Annotated in this window: 13 protein-coding genes; 11 read left to right on the top strand and 2 right to left on the bottom strand. The window is 50.7% G+C overall.

Annotation, left to right across the window (positions count from 1 at the left end; genetic code table 11):
- Positions 1-204: 204 nt before the first annotated feature.
- From ACOZB4_RS33820 to pepT, 5 genes are all read left to right on the top strand, one after another.
- A complete protein-coding gene (locus tag ACOZB4_RS33820; protein WP_379416801.1) occupies positions 205-2175 on the top strand; it encodes a tetratricopeptide repeat protein in 1971 nt (656 codons plus the stop codon).
- Between the two features lie 142 nt (positions 2176-2317).
- Positions 2318-3067 carry a methionine ABC transporter ATP-binding protein gene (locus ACOZB4_RS33815; RefSeq protein WP_379416819.1) on the top strand — a complete coding sequence of 250 codons (750 nt, stop codon included), beginning with the start codon at positions 2318-2320 and terminating at the stop codon, positions 3065-3067.
- A 4-nt stretch (positions 3068-3071) separates the two neighbouring features.
- Positions 3072-3770: a methionine ABC transporter permease gene (locus ACOZB4_RS33810; protein WP_076322978.1), complete on the top strand. Its 699-nt coding sequence runs from the start codon at positions 3072-3074 to the stop codon at positions 3768-3770.
- 54 nt (positions 3771-3824) lie between these two features.
- Positions 3825-4661: a MetQ/NlpA family ABC transporter substrate-binding protein gene (locus tag ACOZB4_RS33805; RefSeq protein ID WP_379416804.1), complete on the top strand. Its 837-nt coding sequence runs from the start codon at positions 3825-3827 to the stop codon at positions 4659-4661.
- A 143-nt stretch (positions 4662-4804) separates the two neighbouring features.
- Positions 4805-6037 carry a peptidase T gene (pepT, locus tag ACOZB4_RS33800; RefSeq protein ID WP_379416807.1) on the top strand — a complete coding sequence of 411 codons (1233 nt, stop codon included), beginning with the start codon at positions 4805-4807 and terminating at the stop codon, positions 6035-6037.
- A gap of 95 nt (positions 6038-6132) precedes the next feature.
- Here the strand turns inward: pepT and ACOZB4_RS33795 are convergent, their stop codons facing one another.
- Positions 6133-7017 (bottom strand): helix-turn-helix transcriptional regulator, encoded by an 885-nt coding sequence (locus ACOZB4_RS33795; RefSeq protein WP_379416809.1) that lies wholly within the window; start codon positions 7015-7017, stop codon positions 6133-6135.
- Positions 7018-7208: 191 nt separating this feature from the next.
- Between ACOZB4_RS33795 and ACOZB4_RS33790 the strand changes: the two genes are divergently transcribed.
- The gene (locus tag ACOZB4_RS33790) at positions 7209-8507 is read left to right on the top strand and encodes an alpha-glucosidase/alpha-galactosidase (RefSeq protein WP_076322982.1); all 1299 of its coding nucleotides are present in this window, start codon (positions 7209-7211) and stop codon (positions 8505-8507) included.
- Between the two features lie 141 nt (positions 8508-8648).
- Here ACOZB4_RS33790 and ACOZB4_RS33785 read toward each other — a convergent pair whose 3' ends face one another.
- Positions 8649-9956: an ATP-binding protein gene (locus ACOZB4_RS33785; RefSeq protein ID WP_379416821.1), complete on the bottom strand. Its 1308-nt coding sequence runs from the start codon at positions 9954-9956 to the stop codon at positions 8649-8651.
- Positions 9957-10150: 194 nt separating this feature from the next.
- Between ACOZB4_RS33785 and ACOZB4_RS33780 the strand changes: the two genes are divergently transcribed.
- The 5 genes from ACOZB4_RS33780 to ACOZB4_RS33760 all read left to right on the top strand — a co-directional run bounded on the left by ACOZB4_RS33780 (position 10151) and on the right by ACOZB4_RS33760 (position 15730).
- Positions 10151-11971 (top strand): ABC transporter substrate-binding protein, encoded by a 1821-nt coding sequence (locus ACOZB4_RS33780; RefSeq protein WP_379416811.1) that lies wholly within the window; start codon positions 10151-10153, stop codon positions 11969-11971.
- Between the two features lie 104 nt (positions 11972-12075).
- Complete coding sequence (locus ACOZB4_RS33775) at positions 12076-13086, top strand: ABC transporter permease (RefSeq protein ID WP_379416813.1); 1011 nt, start codon at positions 12076-12078, stop codon at positions 13084-13086.
- 1 nt (position 13087) lies between these two features.
- Positions 13088-13924, top strand: a complete 837-nt coding sequence (locus tag ACOZB4_RS33770) for an ABC transporter permease (RefSeq protein WP_076322985.1) — start codon at positions 13088-13090, stop codon at positions 13922-13924.
- An 8-nt stretch (positions 13925-13932) separates the two neighbouring features.
- Positions 13933-14943, top strand: coding sequence for an ABC transporter ATP-binding protein (locus ACOZB4_RS33765; protein ID WP_215159739.1), 1011 nt, complete (start codon positions 13933-13935; stop codon positions 14941-14943).
- On the top strand, positions 14930-15730 hold the full coding sequence (locus ACOZB4_RS33760; RefSeq protein WP_379416817.1) for an ABC transporter ATP-binding protein: 801 nt from the start codon (positions 14930-14932) through the stop codon (positions 15728-15730). The genes ACOZB4_RS33765 and ACOZB4_RS33760 overlap by 14 nt, the downstream gene beginning before the upstream one ends.
- Positions 15731-15889 lie beyond the last annotated feature (159 nt).

Here is a 15889-nt window from a genome sequence, read left to right as displayed (position 1 = left end):
AGATTTGTGGTCAGGCTAGCGTCTTTAGGCGCAGTTTGGCAACAGGGGGTTATACCCCAAGTGCAAACCACCCGTTGGACGGGTGGTCATGATTTGGGTGCAAATGGACATAGAGGAAGTATAATATAGAGATGAGAGGAAGGAATCCTCTGCTCTAATTATACGAGCCCAAGAATAACATCTACATACAAAGGATGAGCCACCATGAAGTTGATGAAGCGGATCTGGTTCCGTATCGGTAACCATTACAGGAAGAAGCGGGATTTTGAACAAGCCCTTAAATATATGAGAAAAGGCGAAAGTGCCATTACCAGTTTCAATGATAAGCTGCACTATGCGGAACTGCTGCACAACAGCGGCCATTCGGAAGAGGCCGTAGCTTATTTGGGGCGCGTGATCGATACGAGCGGAAGCCATCGCGCTTATGAGCGGCGCGCTCATATTTTGCGTGAGCTGAACCGGGAGCGCGAGGCCATTGAGGATCTAAATGAAGCGATTCGGTTGAATGCCGACAATTATATGAATTGGTATACCCGGGGGATTGCCCACAAGGATTTGAACCAGTATGATGAGGCGATCCGGGATCTGAAGGAAAGCATCAAGAGAGAGGACGACAGCACGGTTATTTCGACTTACTATGAGCTGGGTATGACCTTTTATGAGAGCGGCAACCCGGCGGAGGCGGCGCACTATTTTCGCTTAAGCATCGAGAAGCCGGAACGCGCCATCCCGATGTATTATTACATGCTGTCCGTATCCCTGGATCTGATGGATCATGTGCAGGAAGCCGTGGGTGTGCTGCAGGAGGGGATCCAGCTGGCTGATCGGTATGAGGGGGAAGCGGATGGCGGATATGCGTTGTTCGCAGACAGCACCAATTACAGCTATGGCGCATTTCAGACGTTTCAGCGGCAAGTGCGGGAGGCGTATTCCTTTCGGAAGCCCATGGCGGACCTGTACGTGCAGCTTGGGGACATGGGACAGGCCGAACACTATTTATCGGAGGCCATCGAGCGGTATCCGGATTCATACGAGCTTTACTTAAAGAGAGCGGAGGTCTTCAACCGGTCTGATAACAAAAATGCAGCCAAAGCGGATTTGGAGTGGGCCATTGAAGCGGAGCCGGACGATTACCGTGCGTATTTCGACTTGGCTCGGATCTATCGCGAGGATGGCCTGGAAGAGCAAGCCTACGAGCTGATTTCGAAACTGTATGCAAGACAGCCGGACTCCCCGCTGGCCTGTTATTGGATGGCCGATTGTTACTACCGGCTGGGTCGTCAGGAGGAGGCGCTCGCGATTAATGACAAGCTGCTTAAGCTTGAGAATGATGATGCACCCAACTATGTGCAGCGTGCCGATATTTATATGGAGATGAATGATCTGCCCTCCGCGGAGCAGGCTTTGAAGGAAGCAGCCGCTCTTCAGGATGGGACTGAAATCCGCAACAAGCTGAGTTATGTGCTCTATCTTCAAGGACGCAACGAGGAAGCGCTGCTTGAGCTGCAGGAAGCGGTTAAGCAGGAGGAGTCCTTCTCCGAGCATCCGACTTATCTGGCGGCCAGTGGTCATATATATAAGGAGATGGGTATGTGGGACCTCGCTATCGATGCTTATTCCCAGGCGATCCAGGCGCAGCCGTCGAATCCGAGATTTTACGAGTTTCGTGCCGTTTGCTTTGTGGAGACCGGACAGCTGGAACGGGGATTAGCGGACTGCGCTCAAGGGCTCAGCTTGAACCCGGGGCAAGGCAGCCTGTACAGCCTGCGAAGTGGAATCTATTATACGATGGCGGATTACGCACAGGCGAAGGAAGATACGCTGCAAGTGCTGGAGCTTTCGCCGGGTCATCCGGGCGCTTATTTCAGACTGGGACAGATCTATTACAAGGATCAGGATGAGGATGCGGCATTGGCTGCTTTTGACGAGGTGTTGAAGCTGGTTCCCGAGCATGCCGACAGTTATCTGTACAAAGCACATATCTATTACGGCCAGTTCGAGCATGAGGATGCCGTACAGGCCATCGTGAACTGGAGCTTGCATCTTCAGAAGGAGATGTCGCCAGCGGATAAAATCCAAGCCATCGAAGGCTTGGAGGGCTTTGAGGAGAGTTTGCTGAATAAGGCGGTAGAACGGTTAACGGGGATGTATGGGCATCAGCTTTATTTGTCCTGAGAACTTGCACTTTCTGGCAGCGAATAAGTGGTGTCACATTTTGTCCGAAATTGTGGTATGATTCAATAGTTGTTGCAGCATAACATGCTCGCAGGCTGTATAGCCAAGCGGGCTTTCTTCATGTGCAAGGAGGGGGATTATGATGATCTCACTGCAAGAGGTTAGTAAAAGCTTTGGCAGCGGCGGTGACCGTTATCAGGCGATAGACACTGTCTCTCTTCATATTGAGGAGGGAAGCATACACGGAATCATCGGCACGAGCGGAGCCGGAAAATCGACGCTGTTGCGCCTCATGAATGTACTGGAGCGACCGGATTCCGGCCGAGTCGTGGTGAATGGTCACGAGCTGACTTCGCTTGGCGGCAGGGAGCTTCGGGAGGCCAGAAGATCGATTGGCATGATCTTTCAGCTATTCCAGCTGGTCAGCAACCGGACGGTATGGGGCAATGTGTCGATGCCGCTTGAACTGGCGAAGGTACCGAAGGCCCAGCGGGCGAAGCGTGTCCAGGAGGTTCTGCGTTTTGTTGGGCTTGAGGATAAAGCGAAGTCGTATCCCGCTCAGCTAAGCGGCGGGCAGAAGCAGCGGGTAGCGATTGCCAGAGCGTTAGCCAATTCGCCGACCGTCCTGTTGTGCGATGAGCCGACCTCATCCCTGGATCCGCAGACAACTGCGGACATTCTGGAGGTGCTCCGGCATATCAACCGAACGCTGGGGGTAACCATCGTGATCGTTTCCCACGAGATGGACGTGGTGAACGGCATTTGCGACCATGTATCCGTAATGGAGAACGGGCGTCTGAGCAGGACGTACCGTAATCAGCTAAGCGATGGAGAGGCTTCTCGGGATTCAGAATCTTCAACGGACGGTGCAGGGAAAGTGGGGGATTGTTAGTTCCATGAATGACATCATTTCATATTTGAGTGATTATTTTGCCTATGTTCTGCAATATCAGAATGAAATATGGCGGGCGATTGGCGAGACATTCATCATGGTGGGCATATCGATTGCTGCCGCCATAATACTGGGTCTTCCGGTCGGAACACTTCTATTTTTGTGCCGAAAAGGCCAGCAGTATGAGAATCGCCTGTTATTCTCCATTCTGAATGCCCTGGTTAACGTCATACGCTCCTTCCCGTTCCTGCTTCTGGTTGTCATTATGATTCCGGTCACGAGGTGGATCGTCGGCACTTCCCTCGGGACGCTTGCCGCTGCGGTGCCTTTATCCGTCGTTGCGGTGGCTTACTATTCAAGACTGGTCGAGCAATCCTTGCTGGAGGTGCCGAAGGAAGTGATGGAGGCTGCCGCTTCCATGGGGGCATCCACACTTCAGATGATATACAAATTCCTGTATGTGGAGGCCCGATCGGGCCTTGTGCTCGGGCTGACAACATCCACGATCAGCTTTATCTCGTACTCCACGGTGATGGGAATCGTGGGCGGGGGCGGCGTCGGGGATTTCGCGATCCGCTACGGGTACCAGCGATTTGAGGGAGAGCTTATGTCCTTTACGATCATCATTATGATCATTCTGGTACAGTCGATTCAGTTCGGCGGGAACCTGGCATCCAGATTGCTGGATAAGAGAAAAGTTTAATTATGCTTTTGAACGCATGTACACCAATTATTTTTTACCTGGAGGTAACCTACGATGAATAAGAAATTAATGCTGCTGATGCTGACCCTCTTGCTGGTACTGGCAGGCTGCGGACAGCAATCTGCTAAGGACAAAGCTTCGGAGAGCGCTGCACCCGATACCACGAAAGAAGTTACATTAAAAGTCGCAACGCTCATTCCGCCAATGACCGAGGTGCTTGACCTAGTGAAGCCGATGCTGAAAGAAGAAGGCATCAATCTGGATATCCAGATCCTGTCCGATAACGTGCAGCCAAACAATGCGCTGGCTCATAAAGAGGTAGATGCAAACTTTTTCCAGCATGTGCCGTACATGGAAGAATACAATGCGAACAACGGCTCGGAATTGGTTCCGGTCACGCCGATCTATAATGCCGTTTTTGGGGCTTACTCCAAAAAATATAAGACCATCGAAGAACTTCCGGACGGTGCGACGATCGCGATTGCTAATGACCCTTCCAACATCGGCCGATCGCTGGTGATGTTCGAGAAGAACGGCCTGCTTAAGCTGAAGGAAGGCGTTGGCATTAAAGCGACCCAGGCGGATATCGTGGAGAATCCGCACCAATACAAGTTCACCGAGGTGGATCTGCTCATGCTGGCCCGTACACTTGATGACGTCGATTTGGTTGCCATGACACCGGCCTATGCGAAACCGCTGGGGCTTACCCCTAAGAAAGATGCTCTCGTAACCGAAGGCAACGACTCCGAATTCACCATTACCCTGGTGGCCCGTAAAGATAATGTGGATTCCGAGCCGATTCAGAAGCTTGCGAAGGCGATGACCAGCCCGGAAGTGAAGAAGTTCTTCGAGGATAACTATTCCGAGATTGCGCTGCCTGCTTTTGAATAAAGCGCGAATTTTATGGTTCGCAATAACCGTTCTCCGAGGTTTTGGGGAACGGTTATTTTTTTGAGCGCGGCCAAATATGGTATACTCTTGATGGATTTGAGAGGTGCATCTTACATACCCATACGTATTGGAGTTGAGAATTTATGAAAAAAGAAGTAATCGACAGACTCATTACCTATGCACAAGTGGATACGCAGTCAGACGAGAACAGTAATACCTGCCCTTCGACACCGGGACAACTGACGCTGGGTCAGCTGCTGGTGGACGAGCTGAAGGAAATTGGTATGCAGGACGTAACGATGGATGAGAATGGTTATGTGATGGCTACACTTCCGGCAAACTCGGATAAACCAATCCCGACCATCGGCTTTTTGGCACATATCGATACGGCTACCGATTTTACGGGTGCCGGTGTCAAGCCGCAGATCGTCGAACAATATGACGGACAAGACATCATTCTGAACCGGGCGCAGAATGTGGTGCTCTCCCCGCGGGATTTTCCGGAGCTGAATGGCTACAAGGGGCATACACTCATAACAACGGATGGCACCACCTTGCTTGGAGCTGACGATAAAGCGGGAATTGCCGAGATTATGACGGCGATGGCGTATTTGATTCAACACCCGGAACTGAAGCATGGTAAAATCCGGGTTGCTTTTACGCCGGACGAGGAGATCGGGAGAGGACCGCACAAATTCGACGTAGAGGCCTTTGGGGCCAAGTATGCGTATACGATGGATGGCGGACCGCTCGGGGAGCTTCAATACGAAAGCTTTAATGCGGCAGCGGCGCTTGTCACCTGCAAAGGGAAGAATGTCCATCCCGGAACGGCCAAAGGTAAAATGGTCAACGCGGCGAAAATCGCCATGGAGATGAACAGCTTGCTCCCTGCGGAAGAAGCGCCTGAGCATACGGAAGGGTATGAAGGCTTCTATCATCTCTCCTCCATTGAGGGCGATGTGGAGCTGACCGAGCTCCGTTATATTATCCGCGATCATGACCGGGAGCTGTTCGAAGGAAGAAAGGCCAAGCTGGCCTCCATCGTAGAAGAGCTTCAAAACAAGTATGGAGCCGAGCGGATCATCCTTCAGATGAAAGATCAATATTACAATATGCGCGAAAAAATCGAGCCGGTCAAAGAAGTGGTTGACATCGCCCAGACAGCCATGGAGAAGCTGGGAATCACGCCGATTATCGAGCCGATTCGTGGGGGCACCGACGGTTCTCAACTGTCGTACATGGGCCTGCCGACACCCAATATTTTCACGGGCGGGGAGAACTACCACGGGCGGTATGAGTATGTATCCGCCGACAATATGGTATTGGCCGTTCAAACAATTATTGAGATCGTGCAGCTGTATGAGGCGCGGGCTTAAGTTAAATCGTTTCAAAAAGAGCTGCCGGCAGGAGTGCCGGCGGCTTTTTCGTCTGCTCTTGTTCGACCCACACTACGTCCTTGCCCGTATATAAATCATGCTTTATTAGAGCTTTTCTCCAGACTGTATTTAAACTCGCTTGGGGTCATGCCCGTCCATTTGCGGAACTGCTTGGAGAAATAGAGTGCATCATTGAAACCGACAGAGGAGGCAATCTCATGAATGGAGAAGGAGGATTTCATGAGCGACTTGGCTTTTTCGATACGTACCTTCATGAGATACTGCATGGGTGACAGGCCAGTATGCTGTTTGAACATTTTGGACAGATGCGCCCGGTGATAACCAAGTGTCTTGGCCATCTGATCAATAGACAGCTGTTGGTGATACTGGGTCGAGATCCAGCGCTCGGTCTGCCTTACGCCTCGCTCGATATCAGGCACGTCATTGGAGTTCGACGGAAGATGCTCACGGTTTAACATCGCCAGCTTATGGAGCAGTAATCGGAGCCATCCGGAAGCCTGGAGATCCTCAAGCCAAGGGTGATCCGATCGGTTAAAGCCCAGACGGAGATGACGGTAGATCTCGACCAGGGAGCTTAACTCAGCTTCATCCGTACAGTGGATAATTGGTTTAGCCGGCGTAACACCCATGTCGGCCAGCAGCATCTTGGTGCCTTTTTCTTGTAAAGCTACCCAGTTATAGTGCCAGGGATTCCGATCATCAGCTTCATAGCTGAAAAGAACACCGGGAAGGATCACGAAGGTATCGCCTGCCTGGCAATGATGTACGATGCCGGCACATTCAAATATACCTTGGCCTGTCAAGACGGTATGAATGAGGCAGTAATCATGAATGATCGGACCGATTTTGTGGCGCGGTACGGGAGTCCCCTCACCGCTAAACAGGATGTTCAGATCATGACCGCCCGGCGAAGGATTCATACCAATCGTGTACAGTGTATGGTCTGGCAAAATGGACATGCGTTAGTCCTCCTTAAACGTGTGCGATATCAATCGATGAAGTGGATGCTGTGTTAGGGTTAGCTTACCTAATGATACAACAAATGTCCATATCGCACTTGTTTTGCTCCATATTCAAAAAAGGCCGATTATCATATAGTTATTCTTGTGAAAGCGTATTAATTCATGGAGTTTAGGGAGGGAATTTATTGATGTCTAAGATTACATTTATCGGAGCAGGAAGTACCGTATTTGCCAAGAACGTTCTGGGGGATTGCATGCAGACACCGGCTTTGCAGGGATTTGAACTTGCTTTGTATGATATTGACCCGATCCGTTTGAAAGACTCGGAGAACATGCTGAATAATATTAAGAAAACCAGCGGCAGCACCTGTGTCGTCAAATCATACAGTGATCGCAAGGAAGCCCTTCGCGGAGCAAAATATGTCATCAATGCTATCCAGGTCGGAGGATACGATCCGTGTACGATTACGGATTTTGAAATTCCGAAGAAGTATGGACTCAGACAGACGATTGCGGATACCGTGGGGATTGGCGGAATTTTCCGTAATCTCCGTACCATCCCGGCCATGCTGGATTTTGCGGCCGATATGAGGGAAGTTTGTCCACAGGCGCTGTTCTTGAACTATACGAACCCGATGGCGGTGCTGACCAATGCCATGAACACGCTGGGCGGTGTGCAAACAGTAGGTCTGTGCCACAGCGTACAGGCTTGCATTCCGCATCTGTTCGATAATCTGGGGATGGATAAGGAAGGCGTGCAGGCTAAAATCGCTGGCATCAACCATATGGCATGGCTGCTTGAGGTAACGAAGGATGGCGTGGACCTGTATCCGGAAATTAAGAAGCGCGCGGCCGAGAAGCAGAAGGAGAAACATCATGATATGGTTCGTCTCGAGATGATGCTGAACTTCGGTTACTACATCACGGAGTCATCCGAGCATAACGCTGAATACCATCCGTATTTCATTAAGCGCAACTATCCGGAGCTGATCGAGCGCTTTAACATCCCGCTGGATGAATATCCACGTCGCTGTGTGAACCAAATCGAGGGATGGAAAGCGATGCGCGAGGATCTGGTCAACAACCAAGATCTGATGCACAACCGTTCCCATGAATATGCCTCCTACATTTTAGAAGCGATTGAGACCAATGTGCCGTTCAAAATCGGGGGCAACGTAATGAATACGGGGCTGATTACGAATCTTCCGAAGGAAGCCTGCGTTGAGGTTCCGTGTCTGGTCGATGCCAGCGGCGTAACCCCGACCTATGTCGGCGACCTGCCTCCGCAATGTGCCGCACTGAACCGCACCAATATCAATACCCAACTGCTAACGCTGGAAGCGGCGGCAACCGGCAAGAAGGAGCATATCTATCATGCAGCGATGCTCGACCCGCATACGGCTGCTGAGTTGTCCATCGATGACATCAAGAGCCTGTGCGACGACCTGATCGAGGCGCATGGAGACTGGCTCCCTAAATACCAATAAGGCTGATACAGCTTAAGCAAAAATAACAGAAGTTTTGCAGCAAAAGAAATTGTATAACTGCAAGCACAATAAAAGAGAGAGACGCTCTGGTAACAACAGAGGTCTCTCTCTTTTTCGTTAACGGACTTCGTGTGTCATCGCCTACGGGTTCAGATTCGCACGCGGGAGCGTGATGAGAAACACCGTCCCTGATCGTGGTGAGCTACGTACCGAGACACTCCCATTCATGGCGCGAATGGCTTGATAGGAGAAGGTGAGCCCAAGTCCGGTGCCACTCATTTTGGTGGAATAGTAGATCGAACCGAGACGGCTTAACTGCTCGGGGGTCATGCCGACCCCGTTGTCCTTGATTTCTACGGCCACCTGGTCCGTTTCTTCATAGACGGTAATGTTGACCATGCCGTTGTCGACGTCTTTGCACGCCTCGATCGCATTCTTAATAAAGTTAACCAGCAGCTGCTTAAGCTCTGCGGGACTCCCCGAAATGTAGAGGTTAGACTGGAGAGAGTCTGTGCAGAGGGTAACGTTGCTCATATTGGCATATGAAGTCATAAGCTCAACGACTGACTGGATGTGGGCGGTAAGCTCGATCCGCTGCTGAAACGGCAAGTGAGGCTTGCTGATCGACAGGTATTCGGACAATATCTGTTCGGTTCGGCGAATTTCCTCCATGCTGATTTCTAGGAATCGTTCGGTCTTTTCCTGAGGAAACGTACCGCTTTTGATCAATTGCAGGAACCCCAGCACGGTGGTCAGCGGATTGCGGACCTCATGGGCAAGGGATGCGGCGACATGATTCACGGCTTCGGCTTTTTCATTTTGGATATATCGCAGGTAAAGCTCCTTGTCGGATACGGATTTGTTAAACAGGGTAACAAGCAGCCATATGCCAAGCGAGTTAGTAACAGGAATAGCTAATATATTAAAAAGAAAGTAATTCATGATGTAGTCTGGTTTTGTTATATAGATCACCGTGAGCGGGATGAACGAGAAGCTGATGCCGGCTACGAAAATGATCCAAAGCTTGTATTTGCTCCGATGGTAAAGAAATGACAGCAAAACGGACAACGGGTACGTGAAGATCAAAATAATGACAGCGTCGATCATGCCGACTCCGCCAATGTACAGCCGATAAATTAGAAATTCCACAAGCAGGATTACCCCTGTCGTGAACCCTCCAAATAGCATGCCGAAGAACATAATGACATACCGCACGTCAAAGATCAGCCCGCTTTGGACGGACGAAGCAAAGGTCATAGACAACAGCATGCACAGCGAACAAATGACAATGATGAAATTGCGGGAATAGTTGACTGTCAGTTTTCTGTAATAGATGTTGTATGCGACAAAAGGCATCAACGCAAACAATAGCTGCAGCAAAACATCTTTAATCACAGGCAGTAGGCCCACCCCTTTGAAGGATATCGAATCGTCCGCTAGATTAACCATGTCCATTCAAGTTCGACGTCCATTTGGAAAAATCCTTGAACGTTGAATAAAAATAACAAAAATTATTCGTACTCAGATTGAAACGAGAAACATATAAATTCATCAGGAAAGCGCTTGCAGGAAATCGAAGCACACATGACCCAGACACTCAGCATTTAAGAAACGAACACATTCCATGAATGGAGGGTTCACAAGTGAAGCTGAAAACCGTTCTGAGGCCCATATTCATTCTTTTGTTGGTGGCGTCTTTTTTTGCTGCCGGATGCCAAAGTGTAACGCCACCGACAGCATCAGATCCACCGCCACCCAAAGATGAGGTAAAGACACCCGGAGGCAGTGATGAGCCGGCACCGCAGGGCGACGCGAAAGCGACGCCGAGAAACGAAACGCTTTACGTGAACGGTTTACAATGGGGAGCGCCCACGAATTTTAACCTGCTTAGCGGAAACCCGGCGTTTCCGATTAACTACGGAAACTCCAGAGAACTCGTCTACGAAACCTTGTTTATGGTCAATCAGTTGACGGGCGAGTTAGAGCCGCTGCTGGGTACCAAGTATGAATGGGCCGACGATCTGACCCTGAAGATTGAACTGAACAAGGATGCCAAATGGAGTGACGGCAAGCCGTTTACTTCCGATGATGTCGTCTATACCTATCAGCTCGGCAAAAAGTATGACATTAATTGGAGCAGCTTCTGGACCTATATTGAGGACGTAACGGCAGACGGCCCGCAAACGGTTAACATTAAGCTGAATAAAGACAATCCGAACAAATTGACGGTGCTCGACAGCATCGAGGTTATGCCGATGCTGCCTAAACATGTATGGGAAGAGGTCGAGAAGAAAGCTAATAACGATCTTGCCACCATTCGTAAAGAAGTCAATGAGGACCCGATCGGAACAGGGCCTTACAAAATGTATTTTTACAATGATCAGAAGATCACAATTGTACGTGACGATAACTACTGGGGTCAAGCACTCTTTGGCAAGCTGCCGGCTCCAAAGTACATCACCCATGTCATCTATAAAGACAATGCAGCGGGCGATTTGGCATTTAAGAGCGGTCAGGTAGACGTATCGCAGCAGTTTATTCCGCAGGTATGGAAAATGTGGGAGGGCGGGGCTCCGGTTAAAACCTACATCAAAGACCCTCCGTATTATGTGCCAGGCTCCATGCCATCGATCTTCTTCAACTTGTCGAAGGAAGGACTCAACAATGCGGATGTCCGAAGAGCGATCGCCATGGCGATTGATTACGGCAAAATTTCGGAGCTGGCCATCAGCGGCTACTCGGCTCCAATGGAGCCGTCGCTGACGCTGAATACGGAGGCCGAAGCGAAATATGTAGACCAGGCGGCTATCAAACCGCTCCAATGGACAACAGATGTGGATGCGGCCAATGCACTCCTCGATTCCATCGGCGCCGCGAAGGGGAAAGACGGAATCCGCGTCCTGAACGGAACCCGCCTCGGCCCGTTTGAAATCGAATGTCCATACGGCTGGTCGGATTGGAATGCAGCGCTTGAGATTGTTGCTCAGAACGCGAAGGCAATCGGTATCGAGATCCGAACCAAATTCCCGGAAGCGCCGGTATGGACCAATGATTTACAGACCGGCAAGTTCGATATCATCATGAACACGCCTGCCGGCGGGGTCAGCCCGAGCCAGCCGTGGAACCGCGCCATGACCATCATGTACTCCAAGGGCGTTGCGCCAATGGGCGAAATGGCATTCTACAATTGGGGCCGGTATAAGAACGATCAAGCGGATGCCATCATCGAGAAGATTCCAACCATCACAGACGAGGCTGAATTGAAAGCACTCTACACCGAATTGACCCAAATCTGGTTGAAGGAGATCCCGTCGATTCCGCTCATGTATCGTCCATGGGTATTCGACACCGTCAATGAATCGGTATGGAAAGGGTTCCCGACCGAAGGGGACGGCAGCAACATTCCGCCTCAAATTTCGATGGACGGAGCCGGCATCAAGTCGCTGTATCAGATTCATAACTGATGGATATAACTCAATGAACCAAGACCTATATTGGCGGATTTACACCCCTGATATAGGTCTCTTTTCCACCAAATTCGAAGGTGTGATCCTTGGGGGTGAGCTGCTTGAGCGTTTACGGAAAATATATCGTCAAGAAGTTCTTCTGGTACTTTCTGACGCTGGTGATTGCGGTCACGCTGAATTTCCTGTTGCCCCGGATGATTGAGGGAAATCCGGTGAGCATGATTGTGTCGGAGATGACGCAGGGGATGACCGACAGCGATACGATCAAACGGGTCTATGAGACGTTTCTCGTTGAGTTCGGAATCGACAAGCCTTTATGGGAACAGTTCATCATCTATCTGAAAAATTTGGCGACAGGCAACCTGGGCACTTCATTCGGGCTCTATCCGAAACCGGTAACGGAGATTCTGGCCTCAGCAGTTCCCTGGACGATCGGGCTCCAGCTTCCGGCCATCCTGGTTGGCTGGATCATCGGCAATGTGCTGGGCGCCGTGGCGGCCTACCGCAAAGGCGTGTTCGATAAAGTGATATTCCCGGTGGCCTTGTTCGTGAATTCCATTCCGTTCTTTACCCTAGCCATTATTATGCTGTATGTGTTCGCCCTGTCCCTGAACTGGTTTCCGCTGCATGGGGGCTACGATTATCAGATGGTGCCATCACTCAGCGTTGAATTCTTCGCTTCCGTACTTCGGCATCACACGCTTCCGTTTCTATCGATCGTGCTGGTTACGATTGGCGGCCAAGCCATTGGTATGCGGGAGATGTCCATCTATGAGCTGAATTCGGATTATGTGCTGTACAGCAAGCTTCTCGGAATACGGGATTCCAAAATCGCGAGGTATGTATTCCGGAATGCGATGCTGCCCCAGATCACGGGATTGGCGTTATCCATCGGTACGATGGTAGGCGGTTCGCTGATTTGTGAGATCGTATTCAGTTATCCGGGAATCGGAACCTGGATGTTCACGGCGATCCGTCAGCTGGATTATCCGTTAATATCGGGCTGCACCCTCTTGATCGCCCTGGCTGTGCTGCTGGCCAACTTTACGATTGACCTAATCTACGGCTGGATTGATCCAAGAATTAAGGCCGCTCAGATGGAGGATCAATAATATGAACAGTTCCTTTCGCATATTGATCAAATCGCCAAAGTTTATGTTCGGAGCCTGCATGCTGTTGGCTATGATCGGCGTGGTGCTGATCTACCCGCTCTTTAACCGCAATGACCCGCTGGAGATGATCGCCCTGGCGTACCAGCCGCCGGATTCGAAGCTGCTGCTGGGGTCGGATAACTTCGGCAGGGATTTATTTCTGGAACTGATCTACGGCATTCGGACCTCTTTGCAGGTGGGCCTCATTGCCGGCGTATTTGCTACTGTGATCGGTCTTGTGATCGGTTTAGCCTCAGGCTACATCGGAGGCATGATCGATAATCTGTTGACCGCGATCACCAACATCTTCATCGTGATTCCTTCCTTTGTCATCCTGATTCTGATCTCGGTCAGCATCGATTCGCGCAGCTCATTTGTCACGGCGGTCATTATCGGCATTACCAGCTGGCCCTGGACGGCCAGGGCCGTACGTGCCCAGACATCCTCGCTCCGCAACCGGGATCATGTGAATATCGCGAAAATATCCGGGTACAGCACGCCGCGCATTATCATCTCGGAGATTTTGCCGTACATCGCTTCCTATGTTGTCATGGCCTTCGTGCTGCAGACGGCATCGGGCATTCTGTCCGAGGCTTCCATCTCGATGCTGGGGCTGGGACCGTACAACACGATTTCCCTTGGCATCATCATGAACTGGGCGCTCGTATTTGAAGCACCGGTTGCCGGCGCGTGGTGGGCCTTCATTCCGGCGGCGATCTCCATCGCCATCATCACCTTCTCCTTGTACATGATGAACACCGGCATGGATGAAATATTCAATCCGAAGATTAGGAGCTGATGGGTGTTGTGAGCACAAATATATTGGAAGTTAACGAATTGAAGACCTATTACCGTACCCGGTTGAAGGAGCATGTTTATGCCGTAGACGGTGTGAGCTTCTCGCTCGAGAAGGGGAAGACGCTTGGCATTGCCGGTGAATCCGGCTGCGGCAAATCGACCCTTGCGCTCAGTTTGATGGGATTTTATTTTCCACCGCTGCATTTTGGCAGCGGCTCGATTGTCGTAAGCGGTACGGACATCATGAAGCTTGGCAAGGAACAGCTCCGTTCCCAGGTGTCCGGAAGAGAGATATCATATATCCCGCAAGCAGCCATGAATGCCCTGAATCCTACGCTCAAAATCATTCATTTCGTCGAGGATATTATGAAGGAGCATCGCCCTGAGCTGAACAAAAAGCAGGTGTGGGAGATGGCGGCGGAACGGTTCGAAACCTTGAATTTGTCAACCAAGGTGCTGAACTCTTATCCAAACGAGCTGTCAGGCGGCATGAAGCAGCGGACGGTTATCGCGATCTCAACCATTCTGAATCCCAAAGTGCTGATTGCGGACGAACCGACCTCGGCGCTGGATGTAACCTCGCAGAAAGCGGTTATCAAACTGCTGAAGAGTCTGCTGGATCGGGGCTATATTCAGTCTCTGGTATTCATCACGCACGAGCTGCCGCTGCTTTATCACGTAACGGATGACATCATCGTCATGTATGCAGGGGAGATCGTGGAGCGCGGTACCGCAGAGCAAATGATTTTTGACCCGATACACCCGTATACAAAAAAGCTGATGGGTTCCATCATTGTGCCGGAGGAAGGCATGAAAGGCCATAAGCTGGCCGCCATCCCGGGGACCCCGCCTAATTTGAAGAACGTGCCGGAGGGCTGCCGGTTCGCGGATCGCTGTTCCTATGTGCAAGACGCCTGCCGGAAGGGAAAGATTGCGAGTCAGACCGTGGAGGATCGAATGTATCGCTGCATCGTAGAACCGGGTGTGCTTAAGGAGTGGTATGCGAATGAAGAAGAATGATGTCCTGATTCGGGGAGAGCATCTTACCAAGGTATTCGGTTACGGAAAGCAGAAGACAACCGCCGTGGAGGATGTCAGCTTTACCTTCCATGAAGGCGAAATTATATCGATTGTCGGCGAGAGCGGAAGCGGCAAAACGACACTGGCCAAAATGATCATGGGCCTGCTGAAGGAGAGCAGCGGTACGATTGAGTATATGGGCAAGCCAAGACAACTGAAGCGGCACAGAGACCGCAAGCGTTATTGGAAAAACATCCAGGCGATCTTCCAGGACCCGTTCTCTTCGTTCAATCTGTTCTACAAAGTCGAGAAGCTGCTGCTCGACTGCATCAACCTGCAGGGTGATAAACTGTCGAAGGAGGAGCAATTCCGCAAAATGAAGGAAGCGTGCTCCTTCGTCAATCTGAAATTTGAAGAGCTGCATAATAAATACCCGTTCGAACTGTCCGGCGGGCAAATGCAGCGCCTGATGATTGCCCGGATCTTCATGCTTCATCCGAAGCTGCTGATTGCGGATGAACCGACCTCCATGGTTGACGCATGCTCACGATCCACGATACTGGATATGCTCTTGAAGCTGCGGGATGAGAACAACATGACAATTATTTTCATTACCCATGACGTAGGGCTTGCTTATTATGTAAGCGATACGCTGTATATTATGGAACAGGGGAAAGTTGTGGAGCGGGGACCAGCGGAAGAGGTGATCTTGAATCCGCAGCATCCTTATACCCAGCAGTTAATTTCAGATGTGCCCAAGATCCACTCCGAGTGGGATTTGGCATGAGCGATGTGTACGATGGAAATGTCATAATGGAAATGCCCGAAGCGAAACGCCGCTTTGGGCTTTATTTTGTTATGACTTTAGTCAGTTGAGCACGCGATAGCGTGCGAAACATAAAACCACCCGCTATGCGGGTGGAGGGATCGAGGGTTTTACCAATAA

Origin of the sequence: Paenibacillus sp. NPDC058898, assembly GCF_049316025.1 — a bacterium.
Classification (GTDB): domain Bacteria; phylum Bacillota; class Bacilli; order Paenibacillales; family Paenibacillaceae; genus Paenibacillus_AQ.
This window is presented reverse-complemented; position numbering and strand designations above follow the sequence as displayed.